Origin of the sequence: Roseibium sp., from assembly GCF_048260565.1 — a bacterium.
Classification (GTDB): Bacteria; Pseudomonadota; Alphaproteobacteria; order Rhizobiales; family Stappiaceae; genus Roseibium.
The window spans coordinates 35,985-58,179 of the sequence record NZ_JBLXGP010000007.1; the positions used below are offsets into that span (position 1 = coordinate 35,985).

Annotated in this window: 20 protein-coding genes and 1 tRNA gene; 17 read left to right on the forward strand and 4 right to left on the reverse strand. The window is 56.9% G+C overall.

Translation table 11 applies throughout. The features are described 5' to 3' along the window. Window positions 1-254 precede the first annotated feature (254 nt). The 5 genes from ACN0SO_RS15885 to ACN0SO_RS15905 are packed head-to-tail and all read left to right on the forward strand — an operon-like array spanning window position 255 to window position 7,782. Window positions 255-833 (forward strand): type I restriction-modification system subunit M N-terminal domain-containing protein, encoded by a 579-nt coding sequence (locus ACN0SO_RS15885; RefSeq protein WP_417679442.1) that lies wholly within the window; start codon window positions 255-257, stop codon window positions 831-833. After that, entirely contained in the window at window positions 824-2,677 is a 1,854-nt protein-coding gene (locus ACN0SO_RS15890) for an N-6 DNA methylase (RefSeq protein WP_417679444.1), read from the forward strand. Before ACN0SO_RS15885 ends, ACN0SO_RS15890 begins: the two co-directional genes overlap by 10 nt. Further along, on the forward strand, window positions 2,677-3,909 hold the full coding sequence (locus tag ACN0SO_RS15895) for a restriction endonuclease subunit S (RefSeq protein WP_417679446.1): 1,233 nt from the start codon (window positions 2,677-2,679) through the stop codon (window positions 3,907-3,909). Before ACN0SO_RS15890 ends, ACN0SO_RS15895 begins: the two co-directional genes overlap by 1 nt. 47 nt (window positions 3,910-3,956) lie before the next feature. Continuing rightward, a complete protein-coding gene (locus ACN0SO_RS15900; protein WP_417679448.1) occupies window positions 3,957-7,016 on the forward strand; it encodes a type I restriction endonuclease subunit R in 3,060 nt (1,019 codons plus the stop codon). After that, on the forward strand, window positions 7,006-7,782 hold the full coding sequence (locus ACN0SO_RS15905) for a M48 family metallopeptidase (RefSeq protein WP_417679451.1): 777 nt from the start codon (window positions 7,006-7,008) through the stop codon (window positions 7,780-7,782). The genes ACN0SO_RS15900 and ACN0SO_RS15905 overlap by 11 nt, the downstream gene beginning before the upstream one ends. Window positions 7,783-7,887: 105 nt before the next feature. Here ACN0SO_RS15905 and ACN0SO_RS15910 read toward each other — a convergent pair whose 3' ends face one another. From ACN0SO_RS15910 to ACN0SO_RS15925, 4 genes are all read right to left on the reverse strand, one after another. Next, window positions 7,888-9,258 carry a hypothetical protein gene (locus tag ACN0SO_RS15910; protein ID WP_417679453.1) on the reverse strand — a complete coding sequence of 457 codons (1,371 nt, stop codon included), beginning with the start codon at window positions 9,256-9,258 and terminating at the stop codon, window positions 7,888-7,890. A 19-nt stretch (window positions 9,259-9,277) separates the two neighbouring features. Further along, window positions 9,278-9,916, reverse strand: coding sequence for a hypothetical protein (locus ACN0SO_RS15915; RefSeq protein WP_417679455.1), 639 nt, complete (start codon window positions 9,914-9,916; stop codon window positions 9,278-9,280). Between the two features lie 706 nt (window positions 9,917-10,622). Next, the gene (locus ACN0SO_RS15920) at window positions 10,623-12,251 is read right to left on the reverse strand and encodes a tyrosine-type recombinase/integrase (protein ID WP_417679457.1); all 1,629 of its coding nucleotides are present in this window, start codon (window positions 12,249-12,251) and stop codon (window positions 10,623-10,625) included. A gap of 90 nt (window positions 12,252-12,341) precedes the next feature. Then, window positions 12,342-12,416 (reverse strand) — tRNA-Thr (locus ACN0SO_RS15925). Window positions 12,417-12,783: 367 nt separating this feature from the next. Between ACN0SO_RS15925 and ACN0SO_RS15930 the strand changes: the two genes are divergently transcribed. The 12 genes from ACN0SO_RS15930 (at window position 12,784) to ACN0SO_RS15985 (ending at window position 21,990) form a co-directional block, all read left to right on the forward strand. Then, window positions 12,784-13,002 carry a hypothetical protein gene (locus ACN0SO_RS15930; protein WP_417679459.1) on the forward strand — a complete coding sequence of 73 codons (219 nt, stop codon included), beginning with the start codon at window positions 12,784-12,786 and terminating at the stop codon, window positions 13,000-13,002. 224 nt (window positions 13,003-13,226) lie between these two features. Continuing rightward, a complete protein-coding gene (murA, locus tag ACN0SO_RS15935; RefSeq protein WP_417679461.1) occupies window positions 13,227-14,516 on the forward strand; it encodes a UDP-N-acetylglucosamine 1-carboxyvinyltransferase in 1,290 nt (429 codons plus the stop codon). A gap of 143 nt (window positions 14,517-14,659) precedes the next feature. Next, entirely contained in the window at window positions 14,660-15,472 is an 813-nt protein-coding gene (locus tag ACN0SO_RS15940; RefSeq protein WP_417679463.1) for a hypothetical protein, read from the forward strand. Between the two features lie 88 nt (window positions 15,473-15,560). Then, on the forward strand, window positions 15,561-15,773 hold the full coding sequence (locus tag ACN0SO_RS15945; RefSeq protein WP_417679465.1) for a hypothetical protein: 213 nt from the start codon (window positions 15,561-15,563) through the stop codon (window positions 15,771-15,773). 130 nt (window positions 15,774-15,903) lie between these two features. Continuing rightward, a complete protein-coding gene (locus tag ACN0SO_RS15950) occupies window positions 15,904-16,341 on the forward strand; it encodes a DUF2948 family protein (RefSeq protein WP_417679467.1) in 438 nt (145 codons plus the stop codon). 54 nt (window positions 16,342-16,395) lie between these two features. Next, the gene (gene hisD, locus ACN0SO_RS15955) at window positions 16,396-17,691 is read left to right on the forward strand and encodes a histidinol dehydrogenase (protein WP_417679469.1); all 1,296 of its coding nucleotides are present in this window, start codon (window positions 16,396-16,398) and stop codon (window positions 17,689-17,691) included. Window positions 17,692-17,722: 31 nt separating this feature from the next. Continuing rightward, complete coding sequence (locus ACN0SO_RS15960; RefSeq protein ID WP_417679471.1) at window positions 17,723-18,223, forward strand: UPF0262 family protein; 501 nt, start codon at window positions 17,723-17,725, stop codon at window positions 18,221-18,223. 4 nt (window positions 18,224-18,227) lie between these two features. Beyond that, window positions 18,228-18,680 carry a low molecular weight phosphatase family protein gene (locus ACN0SO_RS15965; RefSeq protein ID WP_417679473.1) on the forward strand — a complete coding sequence of 151 codons (453 nt, stop codon included), beginning with the start codon at window positions 18,228-18,230 and terminating at the stop codon, window positions 18,678-18,680. Between the two features lie 137 nt (window positions 18,681-18,817). After that, a complete protein-coding gene (gene infA / locus ACN0SO_RS15970; protein WP_006939340.1) occupies window positions 18,818-19,036 on the forward strand; it encodes a translation initiation factor IF-1 in 219 nt (72 codons plus the stop codon). Between the two features lie 42 nt (window positions 19,037-19,078). Beyond that, window positions 19,079-19,708 carry a Maf-like protein gene (locus ACN0SO_RS15975; protein ID WP_417679475.1) on the forward strand — a complete coding sequence of 210 codons (630 nt, stop codon included), beginning with the start codon at window positions 19,079-19,081 and terminating at the stop codon, window positions 19,706-19,708. Between the two features lie 47 nt (window positions 19,709-19,755). Beyond that, the gene (gene yacG / locus ACN0SO_RS15980) at window positions 19,756-19,944 is read left to right on the forward strand and encodes a DNA gyrase inhibitor YacG (RefSeq protein ID WP_417679477.1); all 189 of its coding nucleotides are present in this window, start codon (window positions 19,756-19,758) and stop codon (window positions 19,942-19,944) included. 450 nt (window positions 19,945-20,394) lie between these two features. After that, window positions 20,395-21,990 (forward strand): bifunctional metallophosphatase/5'-nucleotidase, encoded by a 1,596-nt coding sequence (locus tag ACN0SO_RS15985; protein WP_417679479.1) that lies wholly within the window; start codon window positions 20,395-20,397, stop codon window positions 21,988-21,990. Window positions 21,991-22,195 lie beyond the last annotated feature (205 nt).

Sequence of the window (22,195 nt, forward strand, 5' to 3'; positions counted from 1 at the left end):
AAGTTATCATCGGCTTGATTGCCCGATACGGAGACCTGATTTGGTCTCCATCGTCGAGTGGCCTACCAGGGTTGCAGCCCTGACCGACCGTTTTGTTACCTGATAACGAAGACCCGGAGGGTGATTGACCGGCCTCTCCGGGTCTTTTCATTTTCAAGCCTGCTCCTCTTGAGAATCGCGGCAGTGGGTGCCTTAGTCGTCCTGATGATCATTCGTACTGGCATTTGTAATGGCCGGCAGGTTCTGGGAATTTCATGGCAATCAAGAAAAGTGATATTTACCGCTCTCTATGGGATAGCTGCGACCAGCTTCGGGGCGGGATGGATGCATCTCTGTACAAGGACTACATCCTCACGCTTCTCTTCGTGAAATATGTATCCGACCGTGCCGGCCAGGCGGATGCGCTCATTGAAGTGCCCGACGGCTGTTCGTTCGAAGACATAAAGAAGCTGCGCGGCAACAAGGAGATTGGCGAAGGGATCGACACAGCGATCGCGGGCATTGCCGAGGCGAACGACCTGAAGAACGTGATCGATCGGGCCTATTTCAACGACACCGAGAAATTCGGTAAAGGCGCGAAGATGGTGAGCACTCTGACCTCGCTCATCAACATCTTCAGCCGCGAGGAGCTCAACTTCAGTCGAAACCGTGCAGATGGCGATGATATCCTGGGCGATGCCTATGAATATCTGATGCGGAACTTCGCAACGGAGTCTGGCAAGAGCAAGGGGCAGTTCTACACGCCGGCCGAGGTCTCCCGCGTCGTCGCCGCTGTCGCCGGCATCAATCGGGCAAACAGCCCCCGACATGCGGCTCCGGCTCCTTGTTGCTGAAGGCGGCCGATGCGGCGGATGTCCAACTCACCATCTACGGTCAGGAGTTCGACATCACCACCCGCGGCCTCGCCAAGATGAACATGATCATGCATGGCCGCGAAGATGCCGAGATTGCCCAGGGCGACGTTATCGCCGAACCGCATTTCATGGCTTCCGACAACCAGATCCAGCAATTTGATTTCGTCGTTGCCAATCCGCCGTTCTCGGCTAAGGCCTGGGCCTCAGGCCTGACCAATGACAACAAGCTCGGTCGGTTCGACCTCGGCATGCCGCCCGAGAAGAATGGCGACTTCGCGTTCCTGCTGCACATCCTGGCATCCATGAAAGCGTCCGGCTCTGGCGCGGTGATCCTTCCTCATGGCGTGCTCTTTCGGGGTAACAAGGAGGCTGAGCTGCGCGAGAAGATCCTCAAGCGCGGCTACATCAAGGCAATTATCGGCCTGCCGGCCAACCTCTTCTACGGTACCGGTATCCCGGCCTCCATCATAGTGCTCGACAAATCTGAAGCCTGCGCCCAACGCCCGATCTTCATGATCGACGCCTCTCGCGGGTTCATCAAGGACGGCAACAAGAACCGGCTGCGAGCACGTGACATCCACAAGATCTCTGACGCCTACCTCCGTCAGCTGGAAATCCCCGGCTATTCGCGCCTGGTTCCCTACAAAGAGATTTCGCGAAACGACTTCAACCTGAACATTCCTCGCTATATCGACGGCTCAGAGCCCGAAGATCTCCAGGATATCGAGGCGCATCTGAAGGGCGGTGTGCCTGATCGCGACATCGATCTCCTGGCTGACTTCTGGGACGTGATGCCCGGCCTCCGCGGTACGCTCTTCGGGCCGAACCCACGTCCTGGTTATTCCGACCCATTGGTCGAGCCTGAAGACGTACGCACCACGATCCGCCATCATCCGAAGTTCGGCGCTTTCCGCGACCGCGTACACGCAATCCTCGACGGTTGGTCCAGGGCGAATGCGCCCCTGATGAACGGCATACAGCCGGGCGATAAGCCCAAGGCGCTGATCCACACCATTGCCGAGGACATGCTGGAGCGCTTCGCTGAAGCTCCGCTCATCGACAAGTATGAAGCCTATCAGCGCCTCATGTCGTATTGGGCTGAAACCATGCAGGATGATGTCTTCATCATCTCTGCCGAAGGCTGGGCTGCCGCCAAGGAATTGCGGATCGCGCGACATGAGAAATCAGACGACGGCAAGAAGGTAAAGTGGCTTGAAGAAGGCGACCTGACTGTCAACAAGCAACGCCTCGTTGCTGATGTGATCCCGCCCAATCTGATCATCGCTCGCTTTTTTCCCGAAATGCAGCAGGTGCTGGACGATGCGCTGACCAGGGCCGAAGAGCTGGGTCGCGAAATCGAGGAACTGGTCGAGGAGCATGGCACCGAGCCCGGACTTCTGTCTGATGCGCTGGCAGACAGCGGTAAGCTGACGGCCGCGTCAGTCAAAGCTCGGAGCAAGTCTGGAGCAGTCGAGCCGGAGGAACTGAAGCTACTAAAACAAGCGTCGAAGCTGTTGGTCTCCGAAAAGATTGCCAAGGCCGAGGCCAAGGAGGCGGAGGACGCACTGACCGAGGCCACGTTGAAGAAATATCCCGACCTGAACGAGGAAGAAATTCGGATGCTGGTCGTGGATGATAAGTGGCTGACCGACATCGCCGAACTGATCGAGGCTGAAATCGAGGCGCGGACGGAGCAGCTGACCGCGCGGGTGCGGGTACTGACGGAGCGGTATGGGAATACTTTGCCTGAGATTCAGGCACAGCTTTTCGATCTCTCTCAAGCCGTAGAGAAACATCTCAATGCCATGGGATTCATGTCCTAATGGCTTATGCGACGAACGTACCTGTGGTGCCTCAAGCTGAAGACGGTCCGACACCAGTATGGACGATGGTCAAATTAGACGATGTTGCTCGTCGGGGCAGCGGTCACACACCAAGAAAATCAGCGCCTGAATATTGGCACGGTGAAATCCCTTGGATATCGCTACAAGACAGCGCTCAATTAGATCAGCCATTTTTAAATGAAACGGCCGTTAACATAACGCCCGCAGGCGTTGCAAATTCTTCTGCGAAGCTGCACCCGGCAGGAACTGTGGTTTTGAGCCGCGATGCAGGTGTGGGCAGAAGTACAATCATGGCGGTCGATATGGCCGTCAGCCAGCATTTCATTGCATGGACTTGCGGGCCGAGATTGTTGAACACGTTTTTGTATTATTATTTACAGAGCCAGAAGGGGGAATTTGAACGGATTGCTATTGGGAGCACGATCAAAACGATTGGCTTACCGTACTTCAAGGAATTCCAAGTCCCGCTTCCCCCACTCAAAGAACAGCAAGCCATTGCCGAGGCGCTTTCGGATGCGGATGCGCTGATCGAGGGGCTGGAGCGGTTGATTGCCAAGAAGCGGCTCATCAAGCAGGGCGCGATGCAGGACCTGCTGACCGCCAAGCGCCGCCTTCCGGGGTTCTCCGGGAAATGGGAGACCAAGCGCTTGGCTGAAATCGGGCAAGTGAAAACTGGCTTGACCTACAGCCCCAAGAATGTAAGCAGTTACGGCACCCTGGTTTTGCGCTCATCCAACATTCAGAATGATCGCCTCGCATTTGCTGACAACGTTTTCGTTGACCTAGGTGTTTCTGATGAAGCGACGGTCAGAACCGGAGACCTTCTCATCTGTGTTCGAAATGGCAGTCGCCAGTTGATCGGCAAGACCGCCATGATCGACCAGCGCGCCGACGGCATGGCATTTGGGGCCTTTATGAGCGCCTATCGGAGCGAATTGAACGACTATCTGGTTTGGTGTTTCCAGTCTTCAGTTATTCAAAAGCAGGTCGCGGAACATCTCGGGGCCACGATCAATCAGATCACCAACAAGACGCTTAAGGCGATCGAAGTGCCGCTCCCATTGGACGATGAGGAGCGAAAAGCAATATCTTTGGTGCTGACTGACATGGACGCCGAAATCCAGGCCCTTGAAATCCGCTTCGAAAAGGCGCGACAGGTGAAGGAGGGCATGATGCAGAACCTTTTGACCGGGCGGATCAGGTTGACCTGACAGTATTCAGAGATAGGCATTTTAAACAAAATCATATTGGGGGGGGCATGAGTACGATCGGCGAGGCGGAAAGGAAGGCGCAGAACAGGGTCATCGCTCTCCTGGCCGACAAGGAGACAGGCCTCGGCTGGCGTTACCTTGGCGATTGGCAGAAGCGCGAGGGTAACGCCAATATCGAAGAAGAGTATCTCCGCCCCTGGTTATTAGCTCGCGGCTACGATCCTGAGATTGTCAGCCGCGCCATCGCCTTGCTGAAGCGCGAGGCACGGATGGAAGGCGTGAAGCTCTACGAGGCGAACAAAGCTTTCTACGAGATGCTCCGCTACGGCGTACCCGTCGCCCCCGGCCCAGGCGAAGCGCCGATCACGGTCCAGTTCATCGACTGGGCCAACCCACTTGCCAATGACCTCGGCGTCGCCGAAAAGGTCGCTATCAAGGGCAAAGATGCAAAGGCCTGGAACAAACGCCCGGACCTGGTGCTTTACGTCAATGGTATCGCGCTCGGCGTGGTGGAACTGAAGAAATCCACCGTCGGCGTCGGCGAGGGTATACGGCAAACGCTCGATAATCAGCGACCCGAGTTCATCCGGCACTTCTTCACCACGGTGCAGATCACCTTCGCCGGCAATGACAGCGAGGGCCTGCGCTATGCTCCGATCCAGACGCCTCAGCCCTACTGGCTGGCCTGGAAAGAAGAGAGCGAGATCACGACGCGTCTGGATCGCGACGTGACCCAGATGATGGCGCCCGCGCGCTTTCTCGAGATCATTCACGACTTCACCCTGTTCGACGCAGGCATCAAGAAGATTGCTCGCCATAACCAGTATTTCGCGGTGAAGGCAGCGCAGGAACGTGTTCGCCGACATGAAGGCGGGATCATCTGGCAATCCCAAGGATCGGGAAAGAGCCTGATCATGGTCATGCTGGCACGCTGGATCAGGGAGAACCTTGCCGATGGCCGCATCCTGGTGATCACCGACCGAAAGGAGCTGGACAGGCAGATCTCGGAAGATGTGTTCGGTAGCACCGGCGATAAAGTGAGGCGGGCGCGTAGCGGCAACGATCTCATGGCGGCACTGGCCGATCCGACCGATCGCATCGTCTGCTCACTGGTCCACAAGTTCGGCAAGCGCGAAGAAACCGAGATGGAAGAGCTGATATCGGATATCCGGAGCGCGAAAATCGGCGCGCCGGTCGGCGATTTCTATATCTTCATCGACGAGGCACACCGCACTCAGTCCGGCAAGCTCGCGAAGGCGATGCGCCAGGTGCTGCCCGAAGCGATGTTCATCGGGTTCACGGGCACACCACTCCTGCGGTCGGATAAGGCAACCTCGCTAGAGACCTTCGGTCCTTATATCGGCAAGCCCTACCGTTTTGATGAGGCGGTGGAGGACGAAGTGGTGCTGGACCTGCGCTACGAGGCCCGGGATATCGATCAACGGATCAGCGCGCCCGGGAAGATTGACGCATGGTTCGAGGCCAAGACGAAGGGCCTCACTCCAATCGCTAAGGCGACCCTGAAGCAGCGGTGGGGCACCTTGCAGCGTGTGCTTTCGAGCCGGGATCGCCTGGAGCAGATCGCCAACGACATCATCATGGATATGGAGATGAAGCCCCGCCTGAAGTCAGGGTTGGGCAATGCCATGCTGGTTGCGGGCTCGATCCCCGAAGCCTGCAAGTTTTTCGAGATCTTCCGCAAATCGGGCTCCACGCTCGCAGACAAATGCGCAATCGTGACCTCCTACAAGCGCGCGGCGGCCGAGATCACTGGCGAAGAAGCCGGTATGGGCGAAACCGAGAAGCAATATGTGCATCGAGTGTATGACGATCTTCTCGGCGACCAATCGGAGGACGATTACGAAGAAGAAGCGCTGCGCCTCTTCAAGAAAGAGCCGGCCAGGATGAAGCTGTTGATCGTCGTCAGTCGGCTTCTGACAGGCTTCGACGCCCCTACCGCGACATACATCTATATCGACAAGCAGATGCGCGATCACGGGCTCTTCCAGGCGATCTGCCGGGTGAACCGTCTTGATGGCGATAACAAGGATTTCGGTTACGTCATCGACTACAAGGATCTGTTCAGGAATATCGAGAGCGCCGTCGAAGACTATACGTCAGAGGCGTTCGACAGCTTCGACAAAGAGGATGTTGACGGCCTGATAAGCGACCGAGCAGATCGGGCAGACGAGGACCTCCATACGGCGCGTGATGCCTGGTTCGGGCTTATGGACGCCGTCGAGCAACCAAAGGGGGATGACGAGATCTTCGTCTATTTCTCAAGCCCCCAGGGGATCGACGCCGACCCCGATGCGGAGGAAAAGGGGCGTCGCCGGCAGGCTCTTTACAAGCTTGCTGGGCGCTATGCCCGTGCCTTTGCAAATGTTGCGGCAGAGCCGGACGGTTCCGGCTTTAACGAATTGGAACTCGCCCAATACCGCAATGAGGTCGAACAGGCGCTCAACATCAGGGAAGCCGTGCGGCTCCACAGCGGCGATGCCGTTGACATGAAGCTTTTCGAACCGGCCATGCGTCATTTGATCGACAACTATATCCGGGCGGAAGACTCCGAGGTTATCTCACATCTGGATGACATCAGCCTGATCGACCTTGTTGTCAGCAAGGGAGCAGCTGCGGAAGAAGATCTGTCCAAGCCTATCAGAGGGAAGCGGGAGAACGTTGCCGAGGCGATCGAGAACAACGTCCGCAAGCTGATCATCGACGAGACGCCGGTCAATCCGCGCTTTTATGAAAAGATGTCGGCGCTTCTGACAGATCTGGTCAGGCAGCGGCGCGAGGAAGCAATCGCCTACGCGGAATATCTGGAAAGGATCGCCGCGCTCGTAAAGGATGTAAGGGCAGGCCATGGAAAAACCTATCCCGCTGCTATCGCGACTTCGGGCATGAAGGCGCTCTATGATAATCTCGATGAGGATGAGAAACTTGTTCTCAGCGTCGACAAGGCCGTGCGCGAAACCGCGCCCCACGGCTGGCGTGGGAATGCCATGAAAGAACGGAAGGTCCGCAAATGCCTCGATGCTGTCTTGAAAGATGAAGCGAAAGCGGAACACATCCTTGAGATTCTGAAGAACCACAGTGAATACTGAAATCGTTGACATTGCAGGGACCCAGGTCGAGGTCCATCGCAAGCGGATCAAGAACCTGCATTTAGGGGTCTATCCACCAAACGGGCTAGTTCGTGTCGCAGCACCTGCCGCCATGAGCCTGGATGCGATCAAGGTGGCGGTGTTGACGCGCATGGCCTGGGTCCGACGGAAGCAGGACCAGTTCGCCCGACAGGATCGTGAAACGCCGAGGCGCTATGTATCCGGGGAAACCCACTATGTATTTGGTCGGGCCCGCAGGCTGACCGTTGTCACGTCGAACCGCAAATCTGACCGGGTCGAGCTGCATGGCAATGACCGTATTTTATTCCATGTGCCGCACGAAAGCACTGTTGAGCAACGTCGGAACTGGATGAATGCCTGGTATCGGGCGGAGTTGAGGCGCATCGCTGCCCCTCGGATCGAGAAGTGGTCAGAACTCATGGGAGTTTCGCCGAACTCCTGGGGTATTCGTCAGATGAAGACGAAGTGGGGCAGCTGCAATCCTGTAAAGAAATCCGTCTGGCTGAACCTCGAGCTTTCACGAAAGCCTTTCATCGCGATCGACTATGTCATCGTGCATGAATTCGCTCACTTCGTGTCACCGCGCCACGACGAGCTGTTCGTGAGTATTCTGGACACTTACATGCCCACATGGCGGCAGGTGCGAGCGGACCTAAACGCGCTTCCTTTTTCCGAAGGGCTTGGAACGAGATGTTCGGGAGGTCGAGCTAGTTCAATATTGGTTTGTCCGAACCCAACCCAATAGTTGTCAGAATCAATAGAAAGAAAATCAATTTCAAAGGAAGTGTATAACCTAGCCTATTTACAGATTTTCAATAGTTGTATTTTTTCGTCTTTCATTTTTAATAATTTATTTTAGTTCTTCAGATAGTAGGTCTTTGCAAACATACTTTATTTTATCTATTATCCATTCTCCGTCTTTGAAGTCGTCGTCTAATTCTGGTTTATTTTGAAATAGTCCGTGACATATGGCGGAGGATAAACTGCCAAATTTCATAAGTATATTAATCGTAGGCCCTTGCCTCCAATCCTCCTTCTGTGTTTGGAAAATGTTTCTGCCAACAATTCCTGCATCCAGCCAAACTTCTTCGGCTCCTAGTCCGCGGTCTAGTAATGATATAAACAATTGAAACGTCCCCAAACGATGTTTAGTACGGTCATTATTTGAGTCTAATATGTGAGCAGGTTGGGGCAAGCTCACGCCGTAGTAAGTTTCAGACCTTAAAACATGAGCAAATCTCAGAATTAATTCCGACTTTTTTAGATGCAGAAATAAGTCATCTTCGAGGAAAATTTTATGGTCTTCGGTCATATTTTCTTTGTATATTAGATTTTCATCTTTCTTTTGTAATGCAATTTGTAAAATTTTGACTGTTTCTTCTAATAGGTTTTCTTTTTTTGAAATAATTTCTTCTGAAGACATGAGATTATGATGTCTGAAGTTGCCTATTGCTTCAGTATTCGGTGTAGGTAAATTCTCACTAAAGTGGATAATTAATTCTGAAGCAAGTATTCTTCTCGCGTAATCATTTCTTAGTTGCTCTCGAATTAAGCCGTATTTATGCACTAGTGACCAATCGGGGAAGTCCGATAATTCTCCAATCTTGCCAATTAATATGGCGTCAAGAAAAACAACAAGGTTTTTTTCCAGAATCTTATTCGGAAATTCATAGGAGATGCACGATATATATTTGGATAGGAGAGGGGCAGGATATGGAGGTGCGCAATGTATGCCAACACGCCGATAGTCGTAGTCGGCGGTGTCGGTGCTAAATCTGCCGAAAATCGAACAATTGTGCCTATTGAAACCAGGTTGGTGTGCTTGATAGCGGTGATAAGTTTGTGCGGATTGGGCCGCTATTGGGAAAACGTCTCGGTAACCGTTCAATCCTCTACATTCATTGTCGAACTGAAATCCTCCACCAGGCGGGTCGATAAGCGAAAAATCAAGAAGGACAGGTAATTCGCGTGTCTGATTGAAATAGGCGAATAGATATCCTTCTTCATATGAATACTTCTTACAGACGTAGTAGGAATTTCCAGTATCATCAGATTCTTTGAGAGAACTGTGGTCTTCTTTGGTGAATTTCTGCTTCAGTCTTTCGAGTTTTTCTTGATCATTTGAATTCAGGGCTGTCTTTTTTCTTTGAAACTCAGTGGATTCAAGCACGGAGTTATGATCTCGCTTGCGGCTGTCGTCGAAACTTAGGAGATTACGCATTCCGTGCCCCTCCATGCCTTCAGTCGTCGTCGAAATCTATGTCGAGCAAATCGTTGCTGAACCAGCCAGTCTTGATCAAAAGGCGACCTTCACCTTTGGGCGTCTTGAACAGACGGTCACCGATTAACAAATCACGCAAATTCTTAAACGCCGCCTTTCTGCAGTTCGGTGGAGCTACAAGACAGTATTTTTCAGCTGCAAAAGGAACTCCGGCTGATCGACGCAAGCGCTGTAAAACTTCAGGTGGCTGCCACGGTTTCATACCCACTTTTGTTTTTAGGTTATGCTCGGAAGCGGTATTTGGTTGAACCACCGCAAAAACATTGTGGTCGGGAGAGAAGTCGTCTTCGAGCGATATTTGCACCAAATGGAAATAGGATAGAAGGTTCTGGAGACCTTGTCCGTTTAGAGTAACCCGCATTGTGCCGATCTCTGAAAAAACCGGTCCGTCTACATTTTCAAAGAAATCATAGACTAAACTACAACCCAGGATTTTTCCATCCCGAATCAAGGCAAGGGCTAATCCAGTCTCCAGCGCTGCATCCACAGCATCGCGAGGGCGCATTCTTACCCCCGGATCGTCATACTCTGCCAGAAAGCCTATCAGGCGATCAATATCACGCTCGTTATCGGAGCTTAAGTTATGCAATTCGAGCATCACTTCCTCCATTCAGTTTGAGCATAAACTATCGGTGGAAAGTTGCAAGATGGAATATGAATCCAGTTTGCAAAAAAAATGCAAGTTGCTATTGCACTGCATTAATCATATGCTAAGAAGCAGTCTATAAAATCGCTATGTACACGTTTTATGACGGGTTCATCGAATTTTGCCCATTGCGCACTTGAGTGCGTGTGGGTCCACATTCCATAAGCGCACGTTTGATGTGCGGCCAATGGGATGTTGTAACGTGCATGCGGGTGACTTCGCATGTGAAGTACTTTGCTCTGCTATGGGAGACTAAAATGTCTGGCGTCCGAGCTTACTCAAAAGTTGTCGAAGACAGCTACCTAACGGCCCTTCGTTGTCTACACGGGATGCTGGAGGACGACCCTATCCAGTCACGGGACCAATTCAAGGATCTGATGAGAGCTACATTTGGCCGTAAGCATCTAGATTCGAATCTAATGGCTGCGGACCTCGGATTTAGCCCGTCAACAGTTTATCGATGGATTGAGGGGGAAAGCGCCCCTCATAAAAGCCTGTGGCCTGTTATCCAAGCCTGGCTGCTAAAATCTATCGCGAAGGAGATTAAAAAAATTGAAAGCGGAGGTCTCCTATCAGGAGATAAAGACCGAGCTATTTTGTAACTGATTTGGGCCCGGTATTTCCGGGCCCAAATCTTTCAGTGCTGTTGAACGGCGCATTAATCTTTGGCGCAATTTTCACTGTAAATACTCAGTTCGACGTCAGGTAATTTGTCGATCTCGCGTTTCCTGACGGCAATCGTCACATCGCCATAGTCGTCGCCTGCCGTTCGGCCGGCGTGACCCTGGATGGCGTCCGCGATGCGATCTGACAGTCCATGGATCCTCGCATTCGTCTTGAACGCGTGTCGGAAGCCATGGAGCGGTGCGACTTCCGCCGGAACCAAGCCTGCGCGCTTGATCCACTTGGCGACACGGTTCGAGATTGTTTCTGCGGATTTGACCGGGTTCTGATTGCCTTCCCGCTTTGGGTAGAACAAGGGGCCTTGCTCGGCATCCTCCACGAATTTGAGGAAGCCTTGATCGATCAACTGCCGATGCAGCGGCACGTCACGATAGTGGCCGGTCTTGGTCGTGCCGGCATCCGGCGTGATGCGCAGATAAGGGATGCCGTCTTTCTCCAGGATATCCTGTTTGCGAAGCTGCGTGATCTCGCCAATCCGTGCGCCGGTGAAGTGCGCCAGCCAAGGCGCCCAGCGCTTTGCGGCAGACAGCTGAATGCTCTCACGCGTTTCTTTCGGCCGTTGATAATCAAATGCGAACTGCAGAACTTTCGCGGCTTCGTCGGAATTGTAGCCTTTCTCTCGATTGAGCCGCCTTTTCGGTACTGTCACCGAAGCAGTGATTACGATCGGGTCGATATATCCATGATTACCGGCCCATTTCAGGGTGGACTTCACGGCGCTGAGATAGCGGCTGTTGATCGTCTTCGGCGCCAAGCCTTGCTCGAATTGAAGATGCGACAGCCATTTGCTGATTTTTCTGTTCGTGATCGCTGTGACGTTGTCGCTCCCCAGGAACTCGATCAGGCTCTCGATCGGGCGCGTGTAGGCTTCCGTTGTTCGACCATCGCCATCGCTCCCTGTCTTGGCTTTCCTGCAAAGTTTGAACAAGGCGCGAATCGATGTTTCTTCAGGCTGCTTGTCAGAGTGGGCCTGTTCCTCCGATTGTGAGGTCGGCTTTACCTGATTATCGAGAACCCACTGTGGGTCATCGGCAGCCCTTTTTCCTTCGTCACGCTCGAACATGCGTTTCAGCAGCTCGATTTCGGCATAGGCGAGATGGCGGGCAAGAGTCCGCCAGTCAGTGTCACCAGGCTCACAGGAATAGTAGCCCTTCTCGCAAAAATTCGCGATTTCCCGTCCGAAGACCCGGACAATGACGTCATTGCTCGCCGTTCCCGTGGCAATCGCCTTCACGTCTGCCACATAGCCGTCATCAATATCTATGCGGGCATAATCAGGCGTGCTGTCTCGAAGCTCTGAATCCGCTTCCATACGTACCGCATAATGAAGGGCGGCGATTTCCTCGATCGTAAGCGGGCGCGCCTGGGTGGTGGTAAGTGCGATGGACGGGCGACCGTTCAAGCGTTCTCGTGCATCGTCGATCTGCCGGTTGAAACCGGCAACCACCTCTGGCAAGGCACGAAGAGCAACCTGGCGGTCGCCGCCCAGCGCCTTGATCAATTCACGTTTGCCGATAAGATCGCGAAGCTCCTTGGGAACACCCATGCGAGCATGAAAGCGGCCGCGTCTGTCTTCGTGTAGATGTCTGATCTTGCCTGCCATTTCGAACCGATTTTGTATGCGTCTTTGTAGGCGCAGTTTGTATAAAACCGGTTATAATGCAAGCGCTTATAAGGATATCAAGTGGATGGCTGGTGCTGCCGGAGAGATTTGAACTCTCGACCTCTCCCTTACCAAGGGAGTGCTCTACCCCTGAGCTACGGCAGCATCCGGCGGGAAGGTGTTCAGGGGCTTGGCCCCGGTCCCGCGGGTCTCTCGTGGGCTCCTGGGAGATCCGGCGGCTGGCCGGGTTTCTTCAGGATTTTGAGAAACCAGTGCTTGTTCCGGACGGCGAGTGCCTGCCGGAATGCGAGGGCTTTTGCCACAGTTGGCGTGTGGGCGCAAGCGCTATCGGAACGTTTTTTTGCAAAGCCTGTCAAAGTTCTGGATTGCAAGTTGCGCCGCCCCTTGGCGGGCGCGGTTCGGCAGGATAAATCAGGGGAGGAGATCGCCTGGCGCAAAGGCTCAAGCCTGTGGAAAGACGGGTCCGGACCGGCGGCGGTCTGTATATAAAAAGGATAGGATCACTTCGGCGATGGACAACGGCAAGGACAAGGATTCTGCAGTCGGCACCGCACGGGGCGGCAAGGCGGCGGACGGCGCGAATTCGGATAACGCCGGCTCTTCCGTAGAGGCGGCTGCGTCTGCGGGCGGGGCAAAGACCCAGTCCCGCGAGGAGCGGCTTGCCGAAGCCTTGCGCGCGAACCTGCGCCGGCGGAAATCGGCGGCCAAGGGGCGGCAGGCGGAGGACTGAATTCAAGGGCCTTGACGGTAGGGCTGGCACCGCTTGTCCGGCAAGCTTATCCGGCAAAATGGCGGGTGCCGCCGCGGGAATGGCAAAAAATGGGCCCCTTGCCGCCTTGCATGGGCCACATGGAGCGTATAGACGACGGCAACGCTTTTGAGATTGGTCAAGGAATTCTCCGGGCTTTTCCGGATAATGACGGGATCGGCACGCATCATTGTCGGGGTGGGAAAATGGACAGCATCAAGGTCGTCGGGGGCAACGAGCTCAAGGGCGTGATCCCGATTTCGGGGGCGAAGAATGCCGCCCTGCCGTTGATGATCGCGTCCCTTCTGACCGACAACACGCTGACGCTGTCCAACGTGCCGCGCCTGCGCGATGTCGCCCAGTTGACCCAGATCCTGATGAACCACGGCGTCGACTATTCGGTCAACGGCAAGCGGCCCGGTCAGGACGATCTGGAAGGCCAGACGGTTCACCTGACCGCCCGCGACATTGTCGATACCACTGCGCCCTATGAACTCGTCTCCAAGATGCGGGCGAGTTTCTGGGTCATCGGCCCGCTGGTCGCACGCATGCACGAGGCCCGCGTGTCGCTGCCCGGCGGCTGCGCCATCGGCACCCGCCCGGTCGACTTCTTCATCGAAGGGCTGGAGAAACTCGGCGCCGACATCGACATCGACGCGGGCTACGTGGTCGTCAAGGCGCCCGGCGGCCTGAAGGGCAACCGGGTGGAATTCCCGAAGGTCTCCGTCGGCGCGACCCACACCATCATGATGGCGGCGACCCTTGCCAAGGGCGAGACGGAAATCGTCAACGCCGCCTGCGAACCGGAAGTCGCCGATCTCGCCGCCTGCCTGACCGCCATGGGCGCCAAGATCGAAGGCGCCGGCACGCCGGTGATCCGCATCCAGGGCGTCGACCGCCTGCACGGTGCCCATCACGCGGTGGTGCCCGACCGGATCGAGACCGGCACCTATGCCATGGCGGTCGCCATGACCGGCGGCGAAGTGCTGCTGCGCGGGACGCGTGCGAACCTGCTGGAAACCGCACTCGACACCCTGCGCAACGCTGGAACCGAGATCACCGAAACGCCGGAAGGCCTCAGGGTCTATCGCAACGGCAACGGCATCCAGCCGGTCGATATCACCACCGAGCCGTTCCCGGGCTTCCCGACCGACCTGCAGGCCCAGTTCATGGCGCTGATGACCAAGGCAGGCGGTAAGAGCCGGATCACCGAAACCATCTTCGAAAACCGCTTCATGCACGTCCAGGAACTGGCCCGCCTCGGCGCCCAGATCCACATCGACGGCAACACGGCGATCGTCGACGGCGTCTCTACCCTGCGTGGCGCGCCGGTCATGGCAACAGACCTGCGCGCCTCCGTGTCCCTGGTGATCGCCGGCCTTGCGGCCGAAGGCGAGACCACGGTCAACCGCGTCTATCACCTGGACCGCGGTTTCGAACGGCTGGAAGACAAGCTCACCCGCTGCGGCGCGCAGATCGAGCGGATTTCCGCCTAGGTTCACCGCCTGGGCGCTCTTGAACCTTCGTGTCTTTCCGTCTCAGGATTGTACCGCTCTTTGGTGCGCTTAAGGGTTGCGTAATCTGCCCATGCTTTCTTTGCGCGGTGAACTCCGTTTGAACGCGCAAAAGGGACGAAGGCGTGCTTTCCAGGCAGCTTCTATACGTTTGGCTTTTGGCCCTTGTCGGACTTGCGGCATCCGTTCCGGGAACGGCTTTTGCCGATAAAATCCCGATGACGGCATTTTCCGGCCGCCAGTTTTACTATTCCACCAGCATGGATCCGATAACGGTCCATTTCATGTGGCCGGATTTCAATCGGCCGGAGTCCAGAATACAGGACACTGTCTTCCTGCCGCGGGCCTACATCGTCTTTGCCGCCGGATATGCGTCGAAGCCCGCCCGCGATCTGGGTCAGGATCTGGCTGACAGCCAGAGGCATGGATACGAGGAGCTGCCGGAAACCATTCAGACGGACAGTCTTCGCATTCTTTTGACTTATCCCGATGGCGAACCGTTTACAGTAGCGCTCAAAAAAAGGGGGCGAAAGGCAGGCGAAGATTACTTGGGAACCAAAGTAGCTCGCGCAAATCTTTTCATTGCACGAGTTTCATATATCTCGAACTCACATCCAATGCCACTCGCCAATCATGTTTTTACCTATGAAAAAAATGCGAGACTGACCGAGTACGATGGTCTTTTATATAATCCCGGACGCCATAACCCACATTACTACAGCAAGCCTTCTGATCCTTTCTTTTATGCTTACTGTTCGGACAAATTGGCGGAAACCAGGCCGGGGCGCCTGTGCCAATATGCGGTCCCGCTCGGGTCCAATTACCTTGCGCTTGTCGACTTTCTTGATTTTCGCCTGCACGGCGGTCGCGCCTTTGCCGACGAGCGTATCGCTGCCTTTCGCCGGGCCATGTGCAAGTATTTTCCGTGTGAGAAATAGTTTTGGCTTCGAATGCCGGTAAAACAGGCGCATTCTTTGGGGCGCTCACGTCAAGCGGCTTTTGCGGTATCAGCAGGGGAGAACAGCAATGTCTGCGGAATCGGTCCGGTTTCTGGTCCAAGCGGGCTTCGGCACCGTCGGCGTGCTCGTCATTGTCTTCGGCGGCTGGCCCTGGGGCGTGGTGATCGGCACGGCTCTGATCGTCTTCGGTCTCTGGCTCGGAGGCCGCATTTTCAGGCGCATCGCGACGCCGGACGAAATCAAGGCGGACCTGCGCCAGCGGGTCGACGAGGGGCCGTGACGGTTCCATACCGTTTGCCGGATTGCCAAATTGTCCATTCCCGTTTAGGTCAACGGCTAATAAGAGCGAGCCGGAGGGGTGTGTCCGGCTTGTGCGTTGAACCGACGGACGCGGGTGTGATTTGACAGCCATGGATCAGCTGAAGCTTGCAGCACTGGATGCGGAGGACCTTGAGGTTCTTTCCGCCCATCTTCAGGACGCGGTTCTGACCGTCGGCGACATCCGCTATCTGCCGAAGGAGCGCAAGGCGATCCTCGTGGTCAACCGGTTCGTGTGGGACAAGGCCGCCGACAAGCGCTCCGGCGAACACGAGCGACGCCGCGCCGCATTGGCAGTGGCCCAGGTGTCCGCCATGAAAGCCAGCCGTATTCGTCAGGAGGCCAAAGGCGCCGTCCTGGAACTGCTGGCCGTCACCTTCGAGGAAGGCGACGCACCGGCGGGCCGGATCAAGCTGGAGTTTGCCGGCGGCGGCACGGTTCTTCTGGAAGTCGATTGCATCGAGGCCCAGCTCGCCGACCTGGGAGCCGCCTGGTCGACGCCGAACAGGCCGGCCCACGACCTGGACTGAATGGAAATTTTTAAGGGCGCAGGCGATTGCGCCCGCCTGGAAGGAGCTTGACGGGTGGCAATACGTCTGTCGAACAAGGACGCCGATTTTGAAACCCGCTTTGCCGAATTGCTCGCCGGCAAGCGGGAAGTCTCCGAGGATGTCGACCAGACCGTGCGCGACATTCTGGAGGACGTGCGCAAGCGCGGCGACGCGGCCGTGGTGGACTACACCAAGCGGTTCGACCGTTTGGAGGCTTCCAGTCTTGCCGATCTCAAGGTGACGGAAGCCGAGATCGAGGCAGCTGTCAGCGAAGTTCCCGAAGCGACGATCGACGCGCTGAAGCTGGCCCGCGAACGGATCCACTCCCATCACGCCCGCCAAATGCCCAAGGACGACCGCTACACCGATCCGATCGGCGTCGAACTCGGGTCACGCTGGACCGCGGTCGAGGCGGCCGGGATCTATGTGCCCGGCGGCACCGCGTCCTATCCGAGTTCCGTTCTGATGAATGCCGTACCGGCACTGGTTGCCGGCGTGGAACGCATCGCCATGGTGGTCCCGAGCCCCGACGGCATTCTCAATCCGCAGGTTCTGGCCGCGGCAAAGATCGCCGGTGTCACCGAGATCTACAAGATCGGCGGCGCGCAGGCCGTGGCAGCCCTTGCCTATGGTACGGAGACGATCGCCCCGGTGAGCAAGATCGTCGGTCCGGGCAATGCCTTTGTCGCCGCCGCCAAGCGGCGGGTGTTCGGCACGGTCGGTATCGACATGATCGCCGGTCCTTCCGAGGTGCTGGTGGTGGCCGACGGCGAGAACGACCCGGACTGGCTCGCCGCCGACCTGCTGGCCCAGGCCGAACACGATGCGGTCGCCCAGTCGATCCTGATTACCGACAGCGAGGAGCTCGCTGAGGGCGTCGAACAGGCGGTGGAACGCCAGCTCGTCACCCTGCCGCGGGCGGAGGTCGCCGGTGCAAGCTGGCGCGATTTCGGCGCGGTGATTGTCGTCGACAGCCTTGAAAACGCCATGCCGCTCGTCAACCGGATCGCCGCAGAGCACCTGGAACTGGCCGTCGCCGATCCGGACGCCATGCTGGACAAGGTCCGTAATGCCGGCGCCGTCTTCCTCGGGCGCCATACGCCGGAAGCCATCGGCGACTATGTGGGCGGATCCAACCACGTTCTGCCGACGGCCCGCTCCGCGCGGTTCTCATCGGGGCTTTCCGTGCTTGACTTCGTCAAGCGGACGTCGATCCTGAAATGCGACGCGGACAGTCTCCGGGCGCTCGGCCCGGCGGCGATCACGCTGGGCGAGGCGGAAGGCCTGAGCGGTCACGCCCGCTCGGTGGCAATCAGGCTTAATCTTTAACGAGAACGGGCTTTAAAAGGACAGGTGCGGCATGGACGAGGCGCACGGCGAGAATACCGAACCGGCCGGCGGCAGGCTCGTCGACGTCGTGCTCGACGAGGCCTCGATCGCCCGTTCCACACCGGACGTGGAACATGACCGGGCCGTCGCCATCTATGACCTGATCGAGGAAAACAGCTTTCAGCCGGTCGGCCAGCCGCCGGCCAACTACGTTCTGCGCCTGTCCGTGATCGAAAAGAAACTCGTGCTCCAGATCAGACGTGAAGACGGCACCGAGGTCGTCACCCATGTCCTGTCGCTGACGCCGCTTCGAAAGATCGTCAAGGACTACGACCTGATCTGCCAGAGCTACTATGAAGCGATCCGCCATTCCACGCCAAGCCAGATCGAAGCCATCGACATGGGCCGGCGCGGCGTGCACAACGAGGGTTCCACGATCCTGATGGAGCGGCTGGAGGGCAAGATCGAGGTCGACATGAAGACCGCGCGCCGCCTGTTTACCCTCGTCTACGCTCTGCACTGGAAAGGATGAACCGGTGACCGGGCCGGGCGGCCGTCCGACTGCGGTTTTGTTTGCCTGCGGCATGAATGCCGTGCGCTCGCCCATGGCCGCCGGGATCACCCGCTTCCTGTTTCCCAACCAGATCTATGTGCGCTCCGCCGGTGTCCGTCAGGGCGAACTGGATCCCTTCGTCGACGCGGTGATGTCGGAGATCGGCGTCGATACCAGCCGGCATCAGCCCAAGACCTTCGAGGATCTGGACGAGTCCGGTTTCGATCTGATCGTGACCCTGGCGCCGGAAGCCCACCACAAGGCGCTGGACATGACCCGGACGGAGGCCGTCGACGTGGAATACTGGCCGACCATGGACCCGACCCTTGCAACCGGCAGCCGGGACCAGATCCTGGATGCTTACCGGATCGTACGCGATCAGCTCATGACCCGCATCAAGAAGCGGCTGGAATGGGCGCCGCCACCAAGCGGATGAGGCCGGGAAACACGCGGCAGACGCCAATGTGCCGGTATCGCACAGCTTTATGCGAATTGCGGCAGAAAGAACGGTTTCCTTTCGCGGCGCTATCCGTTAGGTTCGCCGCTCATCAGAAAGCCTAATCAGGATACCCTATGGCCAAGGAAGAAGCTCTCGAGTTTCCGGGCGTGGTGACGGAACTGCTGCCCAACGCGACTTTTCGCGTGAAACTGGAAAATGACCACGAAATTATTGCCCACACTGCCGGGCGCATGCGCAAGAACCGTATCCGCGTTCTCGCGGGCGACAAGGTTCTCGTTGAAATGACCCCTTACGATCTGACCAAGGGGCGGATCACCTACCGCTTCAAGTAGGATTTCAAGGCGATTGACGCCGGCAGGAAAGCACATCGCGCCATGACTACGGTTTCCTCCCTGATCCTGGCATCCGCCTCGCCGCGCCGCCTTGCGCTGCTGCAGCAGATCGGGATCGAGCCGGATCACCTGATGCCGGCCGACATCGACGAAACGCCTCACAAGCTCGAAACGCCGCGCGCCCATGCCGTGCGTCTTGCCCGGGAAAAAGCGGCGGCCGCGCGTGCGGTGGCCGATGCCTCCGACGAATTGCGTCCTGCTCTGGTTCTGGCCGCCGACACGGTGGTTGCGGTCGGACGGCGCATCCTGCCGAAGACCGAACTCACCGATCAGGCCTATGCCTGCCTGTCCTTGCTGTCGGGCCGCGGGCATCGCGTTTTCACGGCCATAGCCGTTGCCGGGGAGGGCGGAAAGGTCCGCTCCAAGCTGGTCGAGACCCGGGTCCGGTTCAAGAAGCTCTCCCGGCAGGATATCGACGACTACGTCGCCTCGGGCGAATGGCGCGGCAAGGCCGGCGGCTATGCCATTCAGGGTCTTGCGGGCAGTTTCGTCGTCAAGCTGATCGGCTCCTACACGGCCGTCGTCGGCCTTCCGCTGGTCGAAACCTCCGGCCTGCTTGCATCGGCCGGTTATCCGATCCACAAAAGTTGGACGAGCGCCGCCATCGCGTAACAGCGGAACGGCCGGCGTATCTGACCTGAAAAAGACGGAGAGGCGAGATGGCAAAGTCTCCGAATAACGCGGACCGCCGCATGCGGCCCTGCCCGATCTGCTCAAAGCTGTCGACGCCGGAGCACTATCCCTTCTGTTCGGACCGCTGCGCCAAGGTGGACCTGAACCGCTGGTTCTCGGAGGGCTACACCATTCCGGTCGTGGAAACGGACGATCTGGAAGACCGGGAAGACTGACACCGCATCTGCGTCGTATTCTTGCTTGGGAGCAGGCGGGGATCTTTGCGTTGTTATCCGGGTTTGACGCGTAGCGGCAGGACCTGGATCCGGTATTTCGTGCGACTGGAGATTGGAAAAGATAACAGATTCAGTGATTTACGGGACCCCTGCCTGCGCAGGGGTGACGCCGAGTTGTGTGGTAAGGCAGATGGGCTTGCTCGCGCGATATTAAAGCGGGACGGCAGAGGTCGGCCCTTGTCGAAGCTGTACTCATGCGGGGTCGATCCCCTTTGAAATTATTTGCCGGCTCAATTGATTAAAAAATATTCTTGCCGTGAAAAAATTTTCACGATCATAATGACACGTGACGGTGTTACCCCTTTGGTTGCAGGCTTGCGATGTCATCCGCAGGTTGTGCATGGGGCTCCGGCCGCCGGCGAAATTACCGGATTCATTGGCGAGGTACAGATGAACAAGTTTCTATTCGGCGCGGCAGCGCTGGCCATGACCACCGCGCTTTCCAGTGCGGCTCAGGCTGACTATTCCCTGACGATCCTGCACACGAACGATTTTCACAGCCGGGTCGAACCGATCAACAAATATGATTCCGGCTGCAAGGAGGAAGACAACGCCGAGGGCAAGTGCTTCGGCGGATACGCGCGCCTTGATACGCTGATCGAGGAGCGCCGGGCCGCGTCCAGCAACTCCGTCCTGCTGGATGGCGGCGACCAGTTCCAGGGATCCCTGTTTTACACCTACTACAAGGGCAAGGTCGCGGCCGAGATGATGAACCGGCTCGCCTACGATGCCATGACCGTCGGCAACCACGAATTCGACGACGGTCCGGAAGTGCTGCGCGGTTTCATGGATGCAGTCGAGTTCCCGGTGCTCATGTCGAACGCGGATGTGTCGAAGGAACCGAAACTCGCCGGCGTTCTCATGCCCTCGACCGTAATCGAACGGGGTGGGGAGAAGATCGGCCTGATCGGCCTGACGCCGAAAGACACCGGCGAATTGTCGAGCCCGGGCAAAAATATCGATTTTACCGATCCGGCCGAGGCGGTGAAGGCCCAGATTGCGAAACTGGAGGAGCAGGGCGTCAACAAGATCATCGTCCTGAGCCATTCCGGCTATGACGTGGACCAGAAGATCGCGGCGGCGGTCTCCGGTATCGACGTGATCGTCGGCGGCCATTCCCACACCTATCTCTCCAATGTTTCTGACAAGGCAAAGGGGCCCTATCCGACCTGGGTGGAAAGCCCGGACGGCCACAAGACCGCAATCGTCCAGGCTGCCTCCTACGGCAAGTTTCTCGGCGAATTGAAGGTGACCTTCGATGACAACGGCGTTGTCACCGAGGCGGTCGGCGAACCGATCATCTCTGACGGCAAGGTTGCCGAAAATGCCGACGTGAAGGCCCGCATCAAGGAACTGGCCGAGCCGCTGGAGGAAATCCGTCAGGAAGTGATCGCCGACGCGACCGCCGCCATTGACGGCGATCGTAACAGTTGCCGCGTGGGCGAATGCCAGATGGGCAATCTCGTCGCCGATGCCATGCTCGACCGCGTCAAGGATCAGGGCATCCAGATCGCGATCCAGAACGGCGGCGGCCTGCGGGCGTCCATCGATGCGGGCCAGGTCACAATGGGCGAAGTCCTGACGGTTCTGCCGTTCCAGAATACGGTCGCCACCTTCCAGCTCAAGGGCGCCGATGTGCTGACCGCACTTGAAAACGGCGTGAGCCAGGTCGAGGAGGGGGCTGGCCGCTTCCCGCAGGTCTCCGGCCTGAAGTTCGCCTGGACCAAATCGAAACCGGCGGGCGAGCGTATCGTTTCCGCGCAGGTCATGGAGAACGGTGCGTGGACCCCGATTGATCCGGACAAGGTCTATGGCGTCGTCACCAACAACTACATGCGCGGCGGCGGGGATGGTTACAAGATCTTCGCCTCCGCGGGCATGAATGCCTACGACTACGGCCCCGGCCTGGAGGAGGTCGTTGCCGCATATCTGGGCAAGGCCAATGGCTATGCGCCCTATACGGACGGCCGTATCACCGAGGAATAGGCAGGCCGACCTGACCCGAATGCAGACGAGAGGCGCGCCGGAAGGACGGTGCGCCTCTTTTTTGCGGTTCAGTCGTATTTGAAGGACGATCGGTCATTATTTGTGCAGGCTGCCTTTGAAGTCCTGGGTTCGATTGGCAATTATTGCTCGACATGTCCAAATCGGATGCGTAGAAATTGAAGCATCAATATTTTTTAACTTTTTG

Coding starts and splice junctions, on each gene's coding strand:
- ACN0SO_RS15945 (WP_417679465.1), top strand. CDS start 15,561: ATGTCTGCGGAATCGGTCCGGTTTCTGGTCCAAGCGGGCTTCGGCACC.
- ACN0SO_RS15920 (WP_417679457.1), bottom strand. CDS start 12,251: ATGGCAGGCAAGATCAGACATCTACACGAAGACAGACGCGGCCGCTTT.
- murA (WP_417679461.1), top strand. CDS start 13,227: ATGGACAGCATCAAGGTCGTCGGGGGCAACGAGCTCAAGGGCGTGATC.
- ACN0SO_RS15885 (WP_417679442.1), top strand. CDS start 255: ATGGCAATCAAGAAAAGTGATATTTACCGCTCTCTATGGGATAGCTGC.
- ACN0SO_RS15910 (WP_417679453.1), bottom strand. CDS start 9,258: ATGCGTAATCTCCTAAGTTTCGACGACAGCCGCAAGCGAGATCATAAC.
- ACN0SO_RS15985 (WP_417679479.1), top strand. CDS start 20,395: ATGAACAAGTTTCTATTCGGCGCGGCAGCGCTGGCCATGACCACCGCG.
- ACN0SO_RS15895 (WP_417679446.1), top strand. CDS start 2,677: ATGGCTTATGCGACGAACGTACCTGTGGTGCCTCAAGCTGAAGACGGT.
- infA (WP_006939340.1), top strand. CDS start 18,818: ATGGCCAAGGAAGAAGCTCTCGAGTTTCCGGGCGTGGTGACGGAACTG.
- ACN0SO_RS15975 (WP_417679475.1), top strand. CDS start 19,079: ATGACTACGGTTTCCTCCCTGATCCTGGCATCCGCCTCGCCGCGCCGC.
- ACN0SO_RS15930 (WP_417679459.1), top strand. CDS start 12,784: ATGGACAACGGCAAGGACAAGGATTCTGCAGTCGGCACCGCACGGGGC.
- ACN0SO_RS15915 (WP_417679455.1), bottom strand. CDS start 9,916: ATGCTCGAATTGCATAACTTAAGCTCCGATAACGAGCGTGATATTGAT.
- yacG (WP_417679477.1), top strand. CDS start 19,756: ATGGCAAAGTCTCCGAATAACGCGGACCGCCGCATGCGGCCCTGCCCG.
- ACN0SO_RS15900 (WP_417679448.1), top strand. CDS start 3,957: ATGAGTACGATCGGCGAGGCGGAAAGGAAGGCGCAGAACAGGGTCATC.
- ACN0SO_RS15950 (WP_417679467.1), top strand. CDS start 15,904: ATGGATCAGCTGAAGCTTGCAGCACTGGATGCGGAGGACCTTGAGGTT.
- ACN0SO_RS15960 (WP_417679471.1), top strand. CDS start 17,723: ATGGACGAGGCGCACGGCGAGAATACCGAACCGGCCGGCGGCAGGCTC.